Annotated in this window: 13 protein-coding genes; 8 read left to right on the forward strand and 5 right to left on the reverse strand. The window is 69.4% G+C overall.

The window, feature by feature from the left end; translation table 11 throughout:
* Positions 1-81: 81 nt before the first annotated feature.
* Positions 82-3117, reverse strand: a complete 3036-nt coding sequence (locus ACIBK0_RS21445) for an FAD-binding and (Fe-S)-binding domain-containing protein (protein WP_399082020.1) — start codon at positions 3115-3117, stop codon at positions 82-84.
* A gap of 585 nt (positions 3118-3702) precedes the next feature.
* Here ACIBK0_RS21445 and ACIBK0_RS21450 point away from each other — a divergent pair.
* From ACIBK0_RS21450 to ACIBK0_RS21465, 4 genes are all read left to right on the forward strand, one after another.
* Complete coding sequence (locus ACIBK0_RS21450) at positions 3703-3846, forward strand: hypothetical protein (RefSeq protein WP_399082023.1); 144 nt, start codon at positions 3703-3705, stop codon at positions 3844-3846.
* Positions 3847-4270: 424 nt separating this feature from the next.
* Complete coding sequence (locus ACIBK0_RS21455) at positions 4271-4504, forward strand: hypothetical protein (protein WP_399082026.1); 234 nt, start codon at positions 4271-4273, stop codon at positions 4502-4504.
* 394 nt (positions 4505-4898) lie between these two features.
* A complete protein-coding gene (locus tag ACIBK0_RS21460) occupies positions 4899-5396 on the forward strand; it encodes a phage holin family protein (protein ID WP_399082029.1) in 498 nt (165 codons plus the stop codon).
* A gap of 280 nt (positions 5397-5676) precedes the next feature.
* On the forward strand, positions 5677-5940 hold the full coding sequence (locus tag ACIBK0_RS21465) for a DUF6158 family protein (RefSeq protein WP_399082032.1): 264 nt from the start codon (positions 5677-5679) through the stop codon (positions 5938-5940).
* A gap of 577 nt (positions 5941-6517) precedes the next feature.
* Here ACIBK0_RS21465 and ACIBK0_RS21470 read toward each other — a convergent pair.
* Together ACIBK0_RS21470 and ACIBK0_RS21475 are read right to left on the reverse strand one after the other, a co-directional pair.
* Positions 6518-6673: a DUF6131 family protein gene (locus ACIBK0_RS21470; protein ID WP_399082035.1), complete on the reverse strand. Its 156-nt coding sequence runs from the start codon at positions 6671-6673 to the stop codon at positions 6518-6520.
* 254 nt (positions 6674-6927) lie between these two features.
* The gene (locus ACIBK0_RS21475) at positions 6928-7770 is read right to left on the reverse strand and encodes a LysR family transcriptional regulator (RefSeq protein WP_399082038.1); all 843 of its coding nucleotides are present in this window, start codon (positions 7768-7770) and stop codon (positions 6928-6930) included.
* A 124-nt stretch (positions 7771-7894) separates the two neighbouring features.
* Between ACIBK0_RS21475 and ACIBK0_RS21480 the strand changes: the two genes are divergently transcribed.
* Positions 7895-8785 carry an NAD(P)H-binding protein gene (locus ACIBK0_RS21480; protein ID WP_399082041.1) on the forward strand — a complete coding sequence of 297 codons (891 nt, stop codon included), beginning with the start codon at positions 7895-7897 and terminating at the stop codon, positions 8783-8785.
* Between the two features lie 246 nt (positions 8786-9031).
* On the opposite strand, the gene ACIBK0_RS21485 is transcribed toward ACIBK0_RS21480, so the two are convergent.
* Both ACIBK0_RS21485 and ACIBK0_RS21490 read right to left on the reverse strand, forming a co-directional pair.
* Positions 9032-9526 (reverse strand): hypothetical protein, encoded by a 495-nt coding sequence (locus ACIBK0_RS21485; protein ID WP_399082044.1) that lies wholly within the window; start codon positions 9524-9526, stop codon positions 9032-9034.
* A gap of 588 nt (positions 9527-10114) precedes the next feature.
* On the reverse strand, positions 10115-11233 hold the full coding sequence (locus tag ACIBK0_RS21490; RefSeq protein ID WP_399082047.1) for a PP2C family protein-serine/threonine phosphatase: 1119 nt from the start codon (positions 11231-11233) through the stop codon (positions 10115-10117).
* A 269-nt stretch (positions 11234-11502) separates the two neighbouring features.
* Between ACIBK0_RS21490 and ACIBK0_RS21495 the strand changes: the two genes are divergently transcribed.
* From ACIBK0_RS21495 to ACIBK0_RS21505, 3 genes are all read left to right on the forward strand, one after another.
* Positions 11503-14262: a SpoIIE family protein phosphatase gene (locus tag ACIBK0_RS21495; RefSeq protein WP_399082050.1), complete on the forward strand. Its 2760-nt coding sequence runs from the start codon at positions 11503-11505 to the stop codon at positions 14260-14262.
* A gap of 658 nt (positions 14263-14920) precedes the next feature.
* Positions 14921-15910, forward strand: a complete 990-nt coding sequence (locus ACIBK0_RS21500) for an aldo/keto reductase (RefSeq protein WP_399082053.1) — start codon at positions 14921-14923, stop codon at positions 15908-15910.
* 336 nt (positions 15911-16246) lie between these two features.
* On the forward strand, positions 16247-16801 hold the full coding sequence (locus ACIBK0_RS21505; RefSeq protein ID WP_399082056.1) for an HPP family protein: 555 nt from the start codon (positions 16247-16249) through the stop codon (positions 16799-16801).
* Positions 16802-17533: the final 732 nt, after the last annotated feature.

A 17533-nucleotide genomic window follows, 5' to 3' on the forward strand; every position in this document is an offset into this window, starting at 1 on the left:
CGGCACCGGTAGTCGTAGTGGTTCCTCGGAACGGTCAGCGAGCCGGGCACGCCGGCCCCCGAGGTGATTCGTCCGTCCGGCTCATCTGCGCCACCCCCGTGTCCACCCATAGGCTCCGGCTGCCGCCGCTGCGAGGACGGCGGCGGTGCTCGCGGTCAGCAGTCGGCTGTCGAGGGTGGAGGCCTCGGGGCGGTCTGCGAGCTGTTCCGGGTAGTCGGCCGGCAGATGCTCATCCATGCCCATCGCGAGAACTTCGGCCAGGTGCACGGCCCGCCGGCCGGTGCCTCCCTGGTCGATCTGGGTGCGGCAGCTGAACCCGTCCGCGATCACCAGGGCACTGGGGGCGGCCTCCCGTACCGCGGGCAGAACGCCCTGCTCCGCCACGGTCATCGAGAGATCGTGATGGCCGCGTTCGAAGCCGAAATTACCGGCGAGCCCACAGCATCCGGCGTCCAGGACATGGGCGTCGATCCCGGCACGCTTCATCAGTTCGCGGTCGGCGCCGTCCTTCATCACCGCGTGCTGGTGACAGTGCGTCTGAACTGTGGCCGGCCTGGCGAGCGGTCGAGGCCGCCAGCCGTCCGGCGCATGGTTCAGGATCTGCTCGGAGAACGTGCGGAACTGCCGGGCCAGCTGTTGGACGTCTTCGTCGTCGGGCAACAGCTCGGGGGCGTCGGCGCGGAAGACGGCGGTGCAGGACGGTTCGAGGCCGACAATGGGCGTGCCGGCCGCGAGCCAGGGGTGGAGTACATCCAGGGTTCGGCGCAAGACCCGTTCGGCCGTGGCCAGTTGCCCGGTGGAGATCCAGGTCAGACCGCAGCAGACGGCCCGGGTGGGCACGGCCACGTTGAATCCGGCGTCCTCCAGCACACGAATCGCGGACTTCGTGACATGCGGGTGGAAGTACGTGCTGAAGGTGTCAGGCCACAACACGACAGTGCGAGGATCGGCCGGGTCGGGTTCGGGGGTTCCCCGCGCGGCCCACCACTGGAGGAAGGACTCCTGGGCGAAGACCGGCGCGTCCCGCTCCGCCGCCACGCCCGCCAGGCGCTTTCCGAGGCGCGCGAAGCCTGGCGCATCGAGTGCCGCATTGATCAGCCGCGGAGCCAACCGGGACAGGCGCGCCCACAGGGGCAGCCAGCCCATGGAGTAGTGCGCGGCGGGCCGTAGCCTGCCCGCGTAGTGGTGGGAAAGGAACTCCGCCTTGTAGGTGGCCATGTCGACACCGACCGGGCAGTCGGACTTGCAGCCCTTGCAGGCCAGACAGAGGTCGAGGGCGTCGCGGACTTCGGTGGAGCGCCAGCCGTCGGTGATGGCCGAGTCCGCATGCCCGTCCAACATCTCGAACAGCAGCCTGGCCCGGCCGCGGGTGGAGTGCTCCTCCTCACCGGTCGCGCGGTAGGAGGGGCACATCACCCCGCCCTCGTGCGTACGGCAGTTGCCGATGCCGACGCAACGCATCACCGCCCGGGTGAAGGAGCGGTCGTCGTCGGGATAGCCGAAGTGGGTGTGGTGGCTCCGCGGGCGCCAATGGGGACCCAGCCGGAGATTCTCGTCCACTCGATACGGGGAGACGACCTTGCCGGGGTTCATCCGGTCGCCCGGGTCGAAGAGGGCTTTGACCTGGCCGAACGCGGCGACCAGATCCTCACCGAACATGCGCGACAGGAGTTCGCCCCGAGCTTGTCCGTCACCGTGCTCGCCGGACAGGGACCCTCCGTAGGACGCCACCAGGTCCGCTGCCCGGAAGAGGAACTCCCTGAAAGCCGCGATGCCTTCGGCGCTCTTGAGTTCGAAGGGGATACGGGTGTGTACGCAGCCCTGGCCGAAGTGCCCGTACAACGAGGGGTGGTCGTAGCCGAAGTCGGCGAAGAGCTTCTTCAGGTCACGCAGGTAGTCGCCGAGCCGCTCCGGTGGCACGGCTGAGTCTTCCCAGCCCTCCCAGGTCTCGCGTCCGTCCGGCGGCCGAGCGGTCACTCCGAGCCCGGCCTCCCGTGCCCTGAGCATCTTGTGCTCGCGTGCCGGATCGTCGGAGAACGCCACCGTCGCGTCGTCTTCGCCGCGTCCGAGAGCCCGGAGCAGCTGGTGGCCCTGCTCGTCGACTGCCTCCTGGCTCTCCCCCGTGAACTGCACCAGCAGCCAGCTCTCGCCCTCCGGGAGCTCGCGCAGCGAGTCGAGGTAGGCGCCTTCCTCGCGCATCAGCTGCGCCATCCGGCCGTCCAAGGCCTCCAGTTGAGTCGGAGCGCTCTGCTCCAGCAGCCGCGGCACATCATCCGCCGCCGCACAGATGTCGCCGTAACCAAGAACGAGGAGCGCCTCGTACGGCGGAACCGGCACCAGATCCAGCTCGGCGTGAAGAACAGTGACGAGCGTGCCCTCACTGCCCACGAGCGCACGAGCGAGGTCGAACCGGTTCTCGGGGAGCAGCGAATCCAGGTTGTACCCGGAGACCCGCCGTGGGATGCGCGGAAAGCCGCGACGGACATCAGCCATGGTGCGGTCGATGATCTGCCGCAGCCCCTGATAGATCTCGGCCCGACGTCCGCCGCCGGCAACGATCTCCTCGTACTCGTCGTCCGACGTGGGCCCGACCCAACACCGTGTCCCGTCGTACGTCAAGATCTCCAGACGCCGCACGTTGTCCACCGTCTTGCCGTACGCCTGAGCCGAACCCCCGCACGAGTTGTTCCCGATCATCCCGCCCAGCGAGCAATGGCTGTGCGTGGACGGCTTGGGCCCGAACTGGAGCCGATGGTCGGACAGTTGCCGGTTGAGCTCGTCCAGCACGATGCCCGGCTCCACCACACACGTCCGCTGCGCCACGTCGACCGACACCAACCGATGGCAATACTTGGTCCAGTCGATGACCACAGCTGTATTGGTGCACTGGCCGCCTAGGCTGGTCCCGCCGCCCCGGGACAGCACCGGGGCCCCGAACTCGGCGCACACCGCCACAGCATCCGCGCCGGCCTCGACGGTCCTGGGGACGACCACCCCGATCGGTACCTGCCGGTAGTTCGAGCCGTCCGTCGCGTAGGCGCCCCTGCTTCCCGCATCGAATCGCACTTCACCCTCGACACGCTCACGGAGCGCTTTCTCCAAGGCACGCGCATCCATCCGGTCAGCCCGTTCGATTCGACAGCTCCTGCGTCATGGCTCGTTCCCGATCGACGCGCCGTGGCCACGACCAACTCCCTCCGCACCCTCGACGGCTGAGCGACGGTCGGATCCACTGGCCCGCAGCACAGCCGACGAAGTGCGCCTCGACGAGCGCGCCCGTCTATGGATCGCGGGACATGAGCGAAGTCAGCCTCGCGGCGCGGCCGGTACGCCTGGTTGCCAAGGGACGAGTTCCCGAGAGTCGGAGCCGCTAACGTCTCATCCGGGCGGATTGGGCCGGATGCCACCAAAACCCGGCGCACTGACTGCTGCTGGCGCGCGCCCGAAGGCCGACGCGTCCCGGCGCGACCAGCGACTCGAACGCGCGGCGCGCCAGGTTCGCGTACGGCATGCCCTGCCGTTCCAGCCCGGTTCCGACGGGGATCACGCAGTCCTGCGGGCGCCGCTCCGCACTGGTCGCCGGCCTGGAGCTCGTGCCACTGTTCGCGCCCTCGCGGTGATCGCTCCGTTCCGAGCCGGATCACAAGCCAGGCTGGGGCCCGCCTGCCCGCCACCGCCGGGCTGTGCGCGGCGGCGGGGCCGGTGCTGCTGAGGCGGGCCGAGCCGCACTCCGGCCACGGAGTGCTGCCCGCACTGTTCGATGGCGACGTGCTGGACGAGGCGATCAGCGCATACCTGCAGGCCAAGCCCGCCTGCCTCGCCAGGGGACGCAGGCCGAACGTCTGAGCGCTGCGGTTTATGGCGAAGCGACAGGGGCACCCGGGGCAGGAGCCGAGTGTTCAGGAGAAGTGAGGCCGCCAAGGCCGTGGTCGTCGATTCCCGTTCTGAACAGTGGCCGCACCCCGTCCGGGGTCATCAGGCCCTCGACATGCTCAGCCCTGACCTGAACCTCGTTCACGCCGGCGACGTCGAAGGGCGCGAGCTACATCCACCTTCCCCAGCAGGGACACCACAGCACTACACCGTTAGATCGTTCAAAGTGATCCAGCGGGGACTCATCATGAGCCTCAGGCGGTGCGAGCTGCGGGCAGTCATCGGTTTCCCTGCGGCCGGCTCGCACGCGGCGTCGGCCGATAGGCGGGCCGGCGGGAGCGAGGCGGGGACGTCGGACTCCTGGGGAGGCGAGTAGCTGGAGAAGGGAGCAGTTGGCATGAACGAGAAGAGCGCGAAGCAACCGGGCGCCGCCGCCAAAGTGCCGAGGGACTTGCCTGAGCCGTCGGACGAGGCTGCCCTCGAGGACGAGTTGGTCGAGGTTCCGGCGAGTGATGACGAAGCTCCCGAGGTCTATCCCGACCCGGACGAGGCCGGTTCCGGGCCGCGCCAGGGTACTGCCCAGGACGACTCCCCCGCCGAGGAGTCCACACCTCAGGAACAGCCGGATTGACAGCAGGCGCCGGCCAGAAACGGGTGCCCGGGGATCAACCGCAATCTGAACTCGGGCCAGGAACGACATCCAGAAATCTGCCCCGCAGGGAGCTTCGTTACGACCTGCACCACGGTAAACGACGGCCCGGACAGATCCGGTCAATGTCGGCCAGGAACGAGATCGCTTCAAGGGGATCCCGCGCCCGACGCGCCTCGATGGCCGCCACCTCGTCGAGCAGTTCGCGGATCCTCGAGTGCTGCGTCTTCAACAGCTCCACGACGTCGGTGGGTTCGGCATCCTCCTGCTCTCCGTCTGTGCAGGGGGTGGTGCGGAGCCGGACGGGGTCCCTCGGCAGCGGCACAGGGCACTATGTACGGCGTTACGGCCGTCACCGGTCGGGTACCCGCCCACCATGGACCGCTTGGATCATCTGGAACATCTGGACAAGGACCTGGTCGACGAGCTGGCACAGGTGGCTCGTGAGACCGTACGAGACGAGCTGCGGGAGCAGACCCGCAAGCAGCGCCGTACGGCCACGCTGTATGCCGCATCCGGTGCCCTCGCCCTGTATGCGGGCGCCGCAGTGGCGCTCGCCCTCGGTTTGGCACTCGCGCTGGGCCTGCCCGGCTGGGCCGCTGCGCTGATCACCGCCGCGGTGCTCGGCGTAGCCGCGTACGTGCTGCGGGGTATGGCCCGGCCGTCCGCGACCGGGACCGCGCCGACGCCCACGAGCGAGGCGACACCGATCGGCCACGACCGAGTCATCGGCGGGACCGCCCCGGCAGCGCCGCCGAGCGGCCTCGGCATGCCCTACCCGCCGGTTCCGCCGGTCGCGCCCGGTGTCCCGGGAACGGGCGCGGCACCTCCGGGCGACGCGGACCCCGAGGCACCGCACCATCGAGCCCGGTGAACCGTCGCCCGGGCGCCGCAGGCCCGTCGTGGTGACGGAGCCGGCTGCGCCTGGGGCCGGGCCACGGCCCTGCCCCCCACGCCACCTGCGCCGGAGCTCGCTTGCCAGGACGACCGGCGACTGCTGTCAGCCTCCGCTCGTGGGTCGTGGCCATCGCATGGCGAGGTGTCGACGTCTGCGGAGGCTCAGAGCTCCGGATGTTCGTACAGTGGAGAAAAGTGACATCCATGGCTCCCTCCCGGATGCCGCTTCGGGGCAACGATCACCGAGCGGGTACCGCATGGAGGAAGACGACGAGCGGGGTATCACCATGAACGGAGTCGCGCCGGGCCGCTTGGACGACCAGCAGCTCATGATCGAGCTGGAGACGATACATCGCACGCGCCACGACACCCTGTTGCATGGGTCGAACGACGCACTGCGGGCCCACAATGAGCGCATGGCACAGCTGGAGGGCGAGTACCTGCGCCGCCACCCGCGCCGCCCGGTCGCGGCGGCCCGGACGCGTGAAGGAGCCCGGGAGCGAGCCTCCAGCAGCACATGAGGCCATGTGCAGGACAACCCCGGCACACAACAACCCGGTGCTCACCCGGTACGCGGAGGCGCCGACCTGTTCTGGGTCCACACCGTCCAGGACGGTCAGTTGGAAGCTGGTGCGTGATCTCATCAATCATCTCGTGTCCGAGCAGCTGTACGCGCCCACCCGGCTCCCGGACGGCGCCATGATCGACGCAATCGGTGACACCGACGGCGACAGGCTGGGGCGCGACACGGCCGCCCGCCCCTGTGGGACACAGCCGCCCGCTCCGCGCGTGACGCGTTCGCCGCCCCTGGTGCTCTCGACGGCAAGGTCCGCCAACGACGCGACGGTGGGGCCGAGTTCCCGCAGGGCGTTTGGGGAGTGGCGGCCCCGGGGTGCCACAGGACCGCGAGTAGGTGAGATGGCCCCGTAAGCGTGCGGGCGTCCGACCTCCTCGGTGGGACGCCCGACGGCTCCACCAAATCAACCACAAGCCGGCGAACCGTAACCGTGTGGACCACGAGAAGCCGGTTCGCCGGCCATGCTGCATTGCCGCAGGTGTGCGGCGGTGCGTCGCCCGCGCCTGTCCCGTGAGTGGTACTCACCAGTAGTGACGACGCCCACCCACAGCGTGGCCCACCCCGCCAAGAATCCAGAGGATGAGGCCAATGACCACAAGGACGATTCCTATCGTCCATAGGATGCCGATTCCCGTAAGGAATCCAACAACGAGCAGAACGACTCCCAGGATGATCATGCTGGCCTCCAGGGCACTAACTCTCCCTGCCACCGGGTACCCCTCCCGGAATCGCTAACACAGCCGCAAGCCAGTTGGGTCCGTACCGAAAACTGCGGGCCGAAACCATCGAGGAGCACCATTGCCCGGTACGAGTCGTCGGCGCTGACGCCTGGATACCTCACGGCGTCCCGCCGCTGGTCCGGCGGCGAAGGGACGTCATGATCGTGCACGAGGGCGTTCCCGATGACGTGCCCCCACGGACAACGAGTTGGTCAGGCGGGCCGGTCCCGCCCGGCGTCCGCCACGGACGTGGCGGCGCGGACGAGCGCAGCCGTGGCCGTCGAACGGGACTGCTGCGGCCAGGCGATGGCGAGGACCGCGGGCGGGGCGTCCGTGACCGGCCGGTAGACGACGCCCGGCCTCGGGTAGCGGGCGGCGACGGAGGCGGGCAGCAGGGGGACGACGTCGCCCAGTGCGACGAGCATGAGCAGTTGGGCGAGGTCGCGGCCCGCACCGCGGATCTCTTCGAGGTAGCGGTGCAGGTCGCCGGGGCGCAGGCCGAGGTCCGCCAGGACCAGACTGTCCCGGACGGCGAGCGGGTGGGTGGCGGCGAGGGCCGCGACGCGCGGTTCGACGGTCAGCGTCTCGGTGTCCAGGCCCGTGTGGTCGAAGGGTTCGTGGACCAGGGCCGCATCGGCTTCTCCCTGGCGCAGGAGTCGCGGCTGTTCGTGCCAGCCGCACAGCCGCACAGCGACGGGTACGGCCGCCTGCTCGGACGCGAAGCGTGCCAGGATCGGCTCCAGCAGTCCCCCGTCCCCGTCGGCCTTGATCGCCAGGATCAGCTTCGGCTCCGAGGCGGCCGCGCGCTGAGCGCGACGCTCGGCGGCCTGGAGCGCGTCCAGCGCGATCCTCGCCTCCGCCAGGAGCACCGCTCCGGCAGGGGTCAGCGCCACGCTGTGGGTGGTCCGCTCGAACAGGGCGACCCCCATCTCCGACTCCAACTGGCGGATCGCGCGGGACAGCGGCGGTGGGGAGATGCCCAGCCGCTCGGCGGCGCGGGCGAAGTTGAGCTCCTCGGCGACGGCGACGAAGTAGCGCAGCGGGCGGGATTCCACGCTCTCCCCCTCCGTTCGGTATTGCCCTGAGGGTAACAAGCGGGAGCGGATCGATCCTTCAGTTCGGGCGCACCGCGCAGCAGGCTCGACGACGTCCAGTGAAGCATCCCGCTTGGAGTTGTTCATGATTGTCGTCACCACCCCGACCGGCCAGATCGGCCGACAGGTCCTCGACCGTCTCCTCGACGCCCCGGACGGCAGGGCCGGGATCCGGGTGATCGCCCGCGACCCCGCTCGCCTCTGCGCGCGCGTGCGCGAACACGTCGAGGTCGTACGGGGATCGCATGCCGATCCCGCCGTTCTGAAGGAGGCATGCGCGGGCGCCGACCGCCTGTTCTGGCTGGTACCCCCGACCCCGTCGGCCGACAGCGTCGAGGGCCACTTCCGCGACTTCACCGAGCCACTGCTCGAGGTGATCGGGCGCCAGGGCGTCGAGCGGGTTGTCGGTGTCTCGACGCTGGGCCGCGGAGTGGCGAAGAACGCCGGGCAGATATCGGCTTCGCTCGCCATGGACGAGGCGATCATGGCCACGGGCGTCCACTACCGGGCGCTGTGTCCGCCGTTCCTGATGGAGAACCTGCTGGGCCAGGCCGATTCGATCCGCGACGCCGGTGTGTTCTTCCTGGCGGTGGCGGAGAACTGCGTTCTGCGCACCTGCGCCACCCGCGACATCGCCGCCACGGCGGCCCGGCTGCTGCTCGACGACTCCTGGACCGGACAGGACGACGTCCCGCTGGTAGGCCCGGACGACCTCTCTGCCGAGGGCATGGCGCGGGTCGTCTCCGAGGTGCTGGACCGTCCGGTGCGCCTCCAACGGACCGGCAGCGCGGACTACAAGGCGACGGCGCTGCGCTTCGGCGCCAGCGAGGCCTGGGCGCAGGGGCTGGCCGACATGACGGAGGCCCTGAAGGACCAGGGTTTCTATGGTGCCCTCGCGCCGAGCACTCCCCAGTCCGCGCCCACCGGCTTCCGCCAGTGGTGCGAGGAAGTACTCAAGCCGGCCGTACTCGCCTAGGACGCTTTCGGATCAGGCCGGGGCCAAGGCGCGATACCCGACCAGTGCCCGTGAGCGGGGCTTGACGCGCGCAGTTGCACGGCGGAGGAGGACGTCGACGCGACGGGTCCCGGCGTTCGGGCGAAGTCCCGAACTCGGGGATCCGCAATCGACGACAACGCAGGGGTGGCTGTCTGCTCGACCGCAGCCCCGAGCTCGGGGCTGCTTGCCGAGCCCCGCCGTCCTGGGTGGCCCAAAAGACCCGTGCTAGCCCCGGAACCCGTCCCGGTCCTGTCGGCCTTGCCGGCGCTGAGGGTGACCGCCACGCCCACCCGAACGACGACGTGACGGCGCAGCGGGCGCGTCGGCGCTGTTGAAGCCCGGTCCGGTCGGAGCACTGAAGCCGCCGGGTACCACCGGTGCCGTCGCCGCGGCGGCGGGCGCGGATGTCTGCGCGGCAGCCGTGGCCGGCGTGCGCGTGCGGGGCAGGGCGCGGCCGACGATGCGGGTGTGCGTCATCAACGGGGCGCAGGCCGCGCAGACTTCCAGCAGGGTCCAGACCTGACCCACGGCCGGGTCGTGGCGCAGCACCAGGACCACACTGCCCGCGCAGTGCACCTGACTCCCCTCGTGGGCCGCGCACTGTGCCTGCCGGCAGGCACAGGCGGCGTCCGGGTGCACGCTGGCCGCCCGAGCGTGGGCGGCGGCGTGGGCTTCGGCGAAGCGGCGCAGTGCTCCCAGGTCGCGGGAGCGAGGCGGCATGCTGCACGGGGAGGAGCACGTCACGGAGGCGGTACGGTCGCTGTGGCCGGAGACCCGAATGGTCCACATCCGTCCCGGGCGGCGTGCGGCAGGAATTTCGGGGTGCGCGAGATCCAAGATCGACAGTCCTTCGGCAGAGGAGTGGTGTGCGCGACGGCGCTCGGAACCATACGTACCCCGCCCTCCGGTCTGTCATCTACCGATTGCGCCGCAGGCGCGCGCAAGGAACGACTCGTAACGCGGGGTCCGGAATTCTGTCCGGACGCCGTGATCATCCCATAGGTGACTTCGACCCGGCGAACATGCCCGCCGTGCCCTCTGCTCCGCCCTCGCCGAGTCGTGCCGACTCTGATCCGGTCGTACGGGCTGTGCCCCCGAGTGCAGCGCCCGGCCGATCGGCGAGCCTCACGGCATCCGGCCATCCAATGCCCCGGCAGGCAACGTTCGCCCCGTCGCGACGCCCGGCACGCCCTTTCGCCGCACCGGCCGAAAGCCCAAGTACGTCCAGTACGAGGACTTCCGGCCGGCACACCGAGAGCACGCACCGGACGCCGCTCCTCGACGGGCAAACGTTGCCTGCCGGGGCAACTAGGCCGGGTACTCCTGGCACAGGGTGTTCGGGCATCTGACCGCGAGGGCCGCGATGTCGTCGTCGAGCCGTCCGCCGCTGTACTCGAGCAGGTCCCGGTGAAGCCGGTCGAGCAGTTCGCGGGGCGGCTCCGGGCCCTGCCGGCGCATCCAGTCAGGCAGCGGAAAGAACTCGCCGGCGCGGTCCCGGGCTTCCGATACGCCGTCGGTATAGAGCAGCAATTGGTCACCCGGGCCGAAGGCGACGGTGTCGACCCAGTAGTGGTCACCGATGAGCGCCGCGAGGTTGAGGGGCGGCGAGGGGGTGGTGGGTTCCAGGACGCGGATCTTCCCGCGATGCGCAAGCAGTGGCGGGGGGTGCCCACAGTTGAGAAGCCTGATGTGGCCGCCACCGCGTGGGATCTCGGCGATGAGAGCGGTGGCGAAGTGCTCCGGCCGGTCCTGGGTCGGAAACGCAGCACTGTGGCGAGCGATGCTGGTCTCGAGACGATGGATGATGCCCCTCAGGTCGGGCTCGTCGTACGCGGCTTCCCTGAAGCAGTTGATCACCGCGGAGGCCGCGCCCACAGCGGACAGACCCTTGCCCCGAACGTCACCGATGAGCAGCCGGACCCCGTAGCGTGTACCGGCCGCTTCATAGAAGTCGCCGCCGATCCGGGCCTGCTCCTGGGCCGCCAGATACAGCGATTCCATCTCGACGTTCTCGATACGGCGCGGCAGGGGACGCAACAGCACCTTCTGGGCCGCGTCGGCGACGAGCCGAACCTGGAGCAGTATTTCCTCCCGCTGGAGTCGGACATGACTCGCGTATGCCGCCGCCAAGGTGACCGCGATGATCGCAGCCCCCGTGTACTGCGTCCCCAGGTCGGTGTAGAAAAAGCTGAGGCTGATCATGACGAGCAGGCAGAACGTCCCCAGCAGGATCGTGGGGAGCACGGGCCACATCGCGGCGGCAAGGGCGGGTGCGGCGGGCAGGAGGCGACTGACGGCGATCTCCCTCGGCGTGGAGAACGCCAGGCCGGTGATGAAGACGGTCAGGATCACCGGTGCCAGCTGGGCAACTCCCCATTGGCCGCCGTAGGGGGGACGACGGTGCCGCAGCCGTCCAGACATGATCACAAAGTGCATCATATCGGTCAAAAGGGGCATTGGGTCCTGGTGGATCATGCACTTCCTGCGCGGCGATCAGCCGATCGCACCGCGGATGCGCGGTCCACTCGACCGAGAGAGCGGCCCGCTCGAAGGAGAGACACGGCAGCGCGACGAAAATTGCCGGGCGAAGAGGTCACGGAACGTCGGCCCGGGCAGGCGCCGGAGGCCGAGCCAGATGGGGATCACTCCTCGGAGGGACCATGGCCACCCGGGATCACCAGTGCTAGAAAGGTCACATGGCGAAACGATTCGCCGGTTTTCGACGCATCTCACTCCGGCCACTGGTCAGCAAGAGCCCGCGCAGCGTAGCCGGGCAGGTGCTGGTCTTCCAGGTGGCCCTGGTAGTGCTGCTCGTGGCGTGTGGCGTCTTCGCCCTCGCCCTGCAGTCGAAACGGGACACCACAGCCGAGGCCGTGCGCCGCTCCATAGCCGTGGCGCAGACCTTCGCACACTCTCCCGGTGTCCTGGCGGCACTACAGGCCCCCGACCCGAGCAAGATTCTCCAGCCGCTCACCGAGGCAGGGCGCAAGGCCGCCGGCGTGGACTTCATCGTGGTCATGGACACCAAGGGCATCCGCTACACCCACCCCCTGCCGAGCCGAATCGGCAAGCGGTTCGTGGGCAACATCGGGCCGTCGCTGGCGGGGAAGGTCTACACGGAAAGCGTCCACGGTCCGCTCGGCCACGAGGTCCAGGCCACCGTCCCCATCGAGAACCCGGACGGCAAGGTGGTGGGCCTCGTCTCCGCCGGGCTGAAGGTCAAAAACGTGACCCTTCAGGTGTGGCGGCAACTGCCGATCATCCTGGGCGCCGGGGCCGGGGCGCTCGTGGTGGCCACAGGCGGGACGGCACTGGTGGGCAGACGGCTGCGGCGGCAGACCCACAGCCTGGCCCCGGACGAGATGACCCGCATGTACGACCACCACGACGCGGTGCTGCACTCCGTGCGGGAAGGGGTGCTCATCGTCGCCGACGACGGACGGCTGTTGCTGGCGAACGACGAAGCCAGACGGCTGCTGGAGCTGCCCCCCGACGTCGAGGGACAGCAGGTGTCGGAGTTGTCGAGCCTCGACCCCGAGACGGTGGCACTGCTCGACTCCGGGCGCGAGGCCATTGACGAGGTGCACTTCGCCGGAGAGCGGCTGCTGGCGGTCAACCAGCGCCCCCTGGAGCGTGACGGAGGCCCCAGGGGAACGGTGGTGACACTGCGCGACTCCACCGAGCTGCAGGCGCTGACCGGCCGGGCCGAGATCGCACGGGAGCGGCTCAAGCTGCTGTACGACGCCGGACTCGGCATCGGCACCACCCTGGACGTGCTGCGTACCGCCGACGAGCTGGCGCGCGTCCCCGTTCCCCGCTTCGCCGACTTCGTCACCGTGGACCTGGCCGACGCCGTGCTGCGCGGCGAGGAGCCGGCCCCCACGGCGACGGACATCCGACGCACCGCCGTGTGCGGCATCAGGGACGACCATCCGCTCTACGAAAAGGGCCGACTGATCGACTTTCTGCCCTCCACGCCCCAGGCGCGCGGCTTCGGCAGCGGCCGCTCCGAGCTGGTGACCGACCTGTCGACCGCCACGGGCTGGCACGCGCAGGACCCGGAGCGCACCAAGCGGATCATTGACTACGGCATCCATTCCCTCATCGCCGCCCCGATCCAGGCCCGCGGCGTCATACTGGGCATGGCCAACTTCTGGCGCTCCAAGGAGCACGAACCCTTCGACGAGGAGGAGCTGTCGCTGGCGGAGGAACTGGTGGCCCGTGCCGCCGTCAGCATCGACAACGCCCGTCGCTACTCCCGCGAGCACGCCCTGGCGGTCACCCTCCAGCGCAGCCTGCTGCCGCGGGCCCTCCCCGAGCAGAGCGCCGTCGACGTCGGCTACCGCTACCTGCCCGCCCAGTCGGGCGTGAGCGGCGATTGGTTCGATGTCATTCCCCTGCCGGGGAGCCGGGTGGCGCTGGTCGTCGGCGATGTGGTCGGCCACGGCCTCCACGCGGCCGCCACGATGGGGCGGCTGCGGACCGCGGTGCACAACTTCTCCACCCTCGATCTGCCGCCCGACGAGCTGCTGAGCCACTTGGACGACCTGGTCGGCCGCATCGACCTGGACGAGGCGGGCACGGAGAGTCCCACGGGCGTCCTGGGCGCCACCTGCCTGTACGCGATCTACGACCCGGTGACACGCCGCTGCGTCATGGCGCGTGCCGGGCACCTGACGCCCGCGCTCGTCCACCCCGACGGAACCGTCACCTTCGCCGACGTGCCGACCGGGCCTCCCCTGGGCCTCGGCGGCATGCCCTTCCAGAACGCCGAGTTGGACCTAGCGGAGGGCACCCAGCTCGTCCTCTACACCGACGGCCTCATCGAGGACCGCAGGCGCGACCTGGACGTGGGAATGGAAATGCTGCGCGCTGCCCTGGCGGGCCACCCCGACCGGCCGCCCGAGGACAGCTGCCAGGCTGTGCTGGACGAGCTGCTGCCCGGGCGTCCCAAGGACGACGTCGCCCTGCTCATCGCCCGCACGTGCGGCCTGCCGTCCGACCGGGTCGCCGACTGGGATGTGCCGTTCGACCCTGCCGCCGTCGCGGGGATGCGCGACGCCGTCTCCCAAAAGCTCGACGAGTGGGGCCTGTCCGAACTCGGCTTCAGCATGGAGCTCGTCCTGAGTGAGCTCATCACCAACGCCATCCGCTACGGCTCCGAGCCGCTCCACGTGCGGCTGATCCACGACCGTACGCTGATCTGTGAGGTGGCCGACGGCAGCAGCACCTCCCCGCACCTGCGCTACGCCGCGACGATGGACGAGGGAGGCCGAGGCCTGTTCCTGGTGTCGCAGATAACCGAGCGCTGGGGCACCCGGTACACGCCCCAGGGCAAGGTGATCTGGGCCGAACAGGCGCTGCCGGACGCCGACGAGGGGCCCGGCCTGTCGCTGGCCGAGGCGGAGGCGCTCTTCCCTGACGAGGAGGCAGCCGACCCGGGAGCCCCGGCGTGACCACGGCTCGGCCCAGGGCGGCGCCGCTGTATTCAGCCCGTTTCACCCGGCGCCGGTGGGTCGTCGAGTACTGCGTCGGCAGGTCTGTGAATCGGACGTGCTGACCGGCGGAGCATTCGCACGCCTGGGTCATCGACGCAGCCGTAAATCCCTCAGCGGCAGTTCTTCCGCCCGAGACAGCTCTGCTGTGGCGCCGACGAGGCCGGTTTCCGCCCCGACGCTTGGGGATCGTTCGCACCGTCGGTGGCGCCGCGGGTCCCCTTCGTCCCCGTTCTCGCGGTGGTGGCACCACCCGCGGGAACACAGCCCACGGCTCCCCAGGGACGAACCGATCACTCGGTCCCGCGGCTCCTCGCGATGTTTCTGGAAAGCGCCGAAATACGTCGGGGCGGTGGTGGGCATCATGGCTCCTTGTGTCGGTCGGCGCCGCCCCGCGCCGCTCTTTCGCCATCGCGGAACTCCATGCGGCCCACTCGGCCCCAAGCCCTCAGATGCTCCAACGGGCGATCGTCTCGAGAGCCCGCCGCATCGAGATGCCGACACACGGAATCCACAGCTAAATGGATGAAGGCCGCAGAGGCCATGAGGAGTTCGCGGCATCCGCCACGTACCTCCCCCCGAGCGAAGATCAACTCTGTAGGGAAAGGTTGGGACTCACATGGATCAGCGCAGGCTGCGAGACCTCCAGGTGTCAGCCATCGGCCTCGGCTGCATGGGGATGTCCGCCTTCTACGGCACGACCGACGAGGACGAGGGCATCAGGACCATCCGCCACGCCCTCGATCTGGGCATCGACTTCCTCGACACCGCACAGCTCTACGGGCCGCTCACGAACGAGACACTCGTCGGCCGCGCCATCAAGGGTCATCGCGACCAGTATGTGATCGCCACGAAGTTCAACTACCGGATGGACGACGCCATTGCGGGTGACATCAGCACGATCGGGCGCCAGGACGGCTCCGCCGAGCACGTGCGCAGCTCGATTCACGGCTCGCTCAAGCGGCTGGGAACCGACTATGTCGACCTCTACTACCAGCACCGCGTCGACCCCGGCGTGCCGATCGAGGAGACCGTCGGCGCCATGGCGGAGCTGGTCGCCGAGGGCAAGGTACGCCACATCGGTCTGAGCGAGGCCGGGCCGGAGACCATCCGCCGTGCGAACGCCGTTCACCCCATCACGGCGCTACAGACCGAGTACTCCCTGTGGACGCGTGACCCGGAAACGGAGGTCCTGCCCACCTGCCGGGAACTCGGGATCGGGTTCGTCCCCTACTCCCCCCTGGGCCGCGGCTTCCTCGCGGGCCGGTTCTCCTCCCCCGACGAACTCGACGAGGGCGACTTCCGCCGCAGCGGCCCCCGCTTCACCGGCGGCAATCTGGAGGCGAACCTCAGGCTCGCGGAGAAGGTGAAGGAAATCGCCGCGGAGAAAGACGTGACGGCGGCGCAGTTGGCGATCGCCTGGGTGCTCGCTCAAGGCGACGACCTGGTTCCGATCCCGGGTACCAAGCGCCGTACCTATCTCGATCAGAACGCCGGCGCTGTGGACGTCGAGCTGACGCAGGAGGATCTGGCACGCATCGAGGCCGAACTCCCCGAGCCTGCCGGGGAGCGCTACGACGAGGCCGGCATGAAGAGCGTCAACCTCTGACACCCGCTCAACCGGACCCTGGAGCCGTGCCACGCAGGAGCCGTTCGATAGAGGACCTCGATCAAGCGATAAGGAAGTGGGCTTGGACAGGGGTTCGTCGGCGAGGTCAGGATGCTGGACATGATCCCCGCCTTCACGGACGACGAGCCGCCGTGGGCCGGAAGCGGGGGCGTTTCCGAGGAGTTCGCATGCTGATTCCGTGCGCCCCGCAGGTGTGCACACCGACCGGCAGCCCAGAGACCTCGCCTCCCCTCCGCCTGATGCGGACGCACGGTGCGCGGCGGCCGGGCGACTCAGTCGCCCTCGGCCTCCCGTCCGGACAGGAATGCCGCGTTCATGGCGTGTGACGCGCCCGGGATACCCGACACGATGGATGCCCGAGCGCGCTCGACAAAGCGGCCCGCTATTCGCAGGCGGAAACCCGACGAACCGCGGCTGCCCCGGCGCACGGTCGCATCGGCGGCCATCACTACGTCGGTCGGACTCGCCGTCCTGGTGCTCATGGGGACGCTCGCGCACCAATCGGTGCTCGTACCACCGCTCGCGGCCACCATGGCGATCGTCACCGCCACTCCGGACTCACCTCTCGCGCAGCCTCGCCATGTCATCGGCGGCCACATGCTGTCCTGCCTCGTCTGCTTCGCGGTGCTCGCCCTCGGCTGGCACGGCCCGTGGGCCGCTACCGTGGCCTGCGGCATCGCCTGCGGACTTGTGCTCATACTCAAGGCGGCCCATCCGCCGGCCATGGCGACCGCCGTGATGATCATGCTCACCAGTCCGCCGGCCGACCGTTTCGTACCCCTGCTGGCTGCCGGTGCGGTGCTGCTCGTCGTGGTGCAGATGATCTCCGCCCGTCTGCAGCGGGGGGTCTACCCCACCTCCTGGTGGTGAGCCGACAGGGACGTGAACCGGCGAGGAGGTGACGAGCGCGGCCCTCGCCTCCCCCGGGTGTCAGCCCTGACGGGCCTTGAACCATGGGTTCTTCCAAAAGAAGGCACTTGCTGTGGTCGGCCGCCGGCACCTGGGAGATGCTGCTCCAGCACGTCCAGGCCACCGCCGAGGTCGAGGGTCTCATCGACTGGAACATCAACGTCGACTCCACCATCACCCGTGCGCACCAGCACGCGGCCGGGGCACCAAGGGCCCACCGCCGACGCCACCAGCGGTCTCAAGAAGGGCTGCACAAAGATCAGTTCAGGTGCTGGCGAGTCTGCGGGGCCTGCTGGAGGAGGCGGTGCGGCAGGGCAAGGTCTCGGTCGCTCCCGCGGCGGACTGACCTGCAAGATCCATATCGCCGCGAAGGGCCGATACCGCCCGCTGTCCCTGCTGATCACGCCGGGGCAGCGGGCGAACTGCACACAGTACGAAGTGGTCCTGGACAAGATCCGTGTCCCTCGGGCCAGACTGGGCCCCCCGCACGCCCGACAACGTCTCCGCCGATAAGGCATACAGCAACCGCAAGATCCGCATGTACCAAGCGCGGCAACCGGCACGTCATCCCGGAAAAGAAGGACCCCAGGGCCGCCCGGATACGCCGGGGTTCACGCGGCGGACGGCCTCCGGACTTCGACAAGGAACGCTGCAAAGATCGCAACACGGTGGAGCGGGCCATTGGGAAGCTGA

Source organism: Streptomyces sp. NPDC050564 (assembly GCF_044457265.1).
Classification (GTDB): domain Bacteria; phylum Actinomycetota; class Actinomycetes; order Streptomycetales; family Streptomycetaceae; genus Streptomyces.

What these genes read in the sequence shown, in the direction of transcription:
- ACIBK0_RS21445 (WP_399082020.1), bottom strand. Translation starts at nt 3,117, where the DNA reads ATGGATGCGCGTGCCTTGGAGAAAGCGCTCCGTGAGCGTGTCGAGGGT.
- ACIBK0_RS21455 (WP_399082026.1), top strand. Translation starts at nt 4,271, where the DNA reads ATGAACGAGAAGAGCGCGAAGCAACCGGGCGCCGCCGCCAAAGTGCCG.
- ACIBK0_RS21460 (WP_399082029.1), top strand. Translation starts at nt 4,899, where the DNA reads ATGGACCGCTTGGATCATCTGGAACATCTGGACAAGGACCTGGTCGAC.
- ACIBK0_RS21465 (WP_399082032.1), top strand. Translation starts at nt 5,677, where the DNA reads ATGGAGGAAGACGACGAGCGGGGTATCACCATGAACGGAGTCGCGCCG.
- ACIBK0_RS21470 (WP_399082035.1), bottom strand. Translation starts at nt 6,673, where the DNA reads ATGATCATCCTGGGAGTCGTTCTGCTCGTTGTTGGATTCCTTACGGGA.
- ACIBK0_RS21480 (WP_399082041.1), top strand. Translation starts at nt 7,895, where the DNA reads ATGATTGTCGTCACCACCCCGACCGGCCAGATCGGCCGACAGGTCCTC.
- ACIBK0_RS21485 (WP_399082044.1), bottom strand. Translation starts at nt 9,526, where the DNA reads ATGCCGCCTCGCTCCCGCGACCTGGGAGCACTGCGCCGCTTCGCCGAA.
- ACIBK0_RS21495 (WP_399082050.1), top strand. Translation starts at nt 11,503, where the DNA reads ATGGCGAAACGATTCGCCGGTTTTCGACGCATCTCACTCCGGCCACTG.
- ACIBK0_RS21500 (WP_399082053.1), top strand. Translation starts at nt 14,921, where the DNA reads ATGGATCAGCGCAGGCTGCGAGACCTCCAGGTGTCAGCCATCGGCCTC.
- ACIBK0_RS21505 (WP_399082056.1), top strand. Translation starts at nt 16,247, where the DNA reads ATGGCGTGTGACGCGCCCGGGATACCCGACACGATGGATGCCCGAGCG.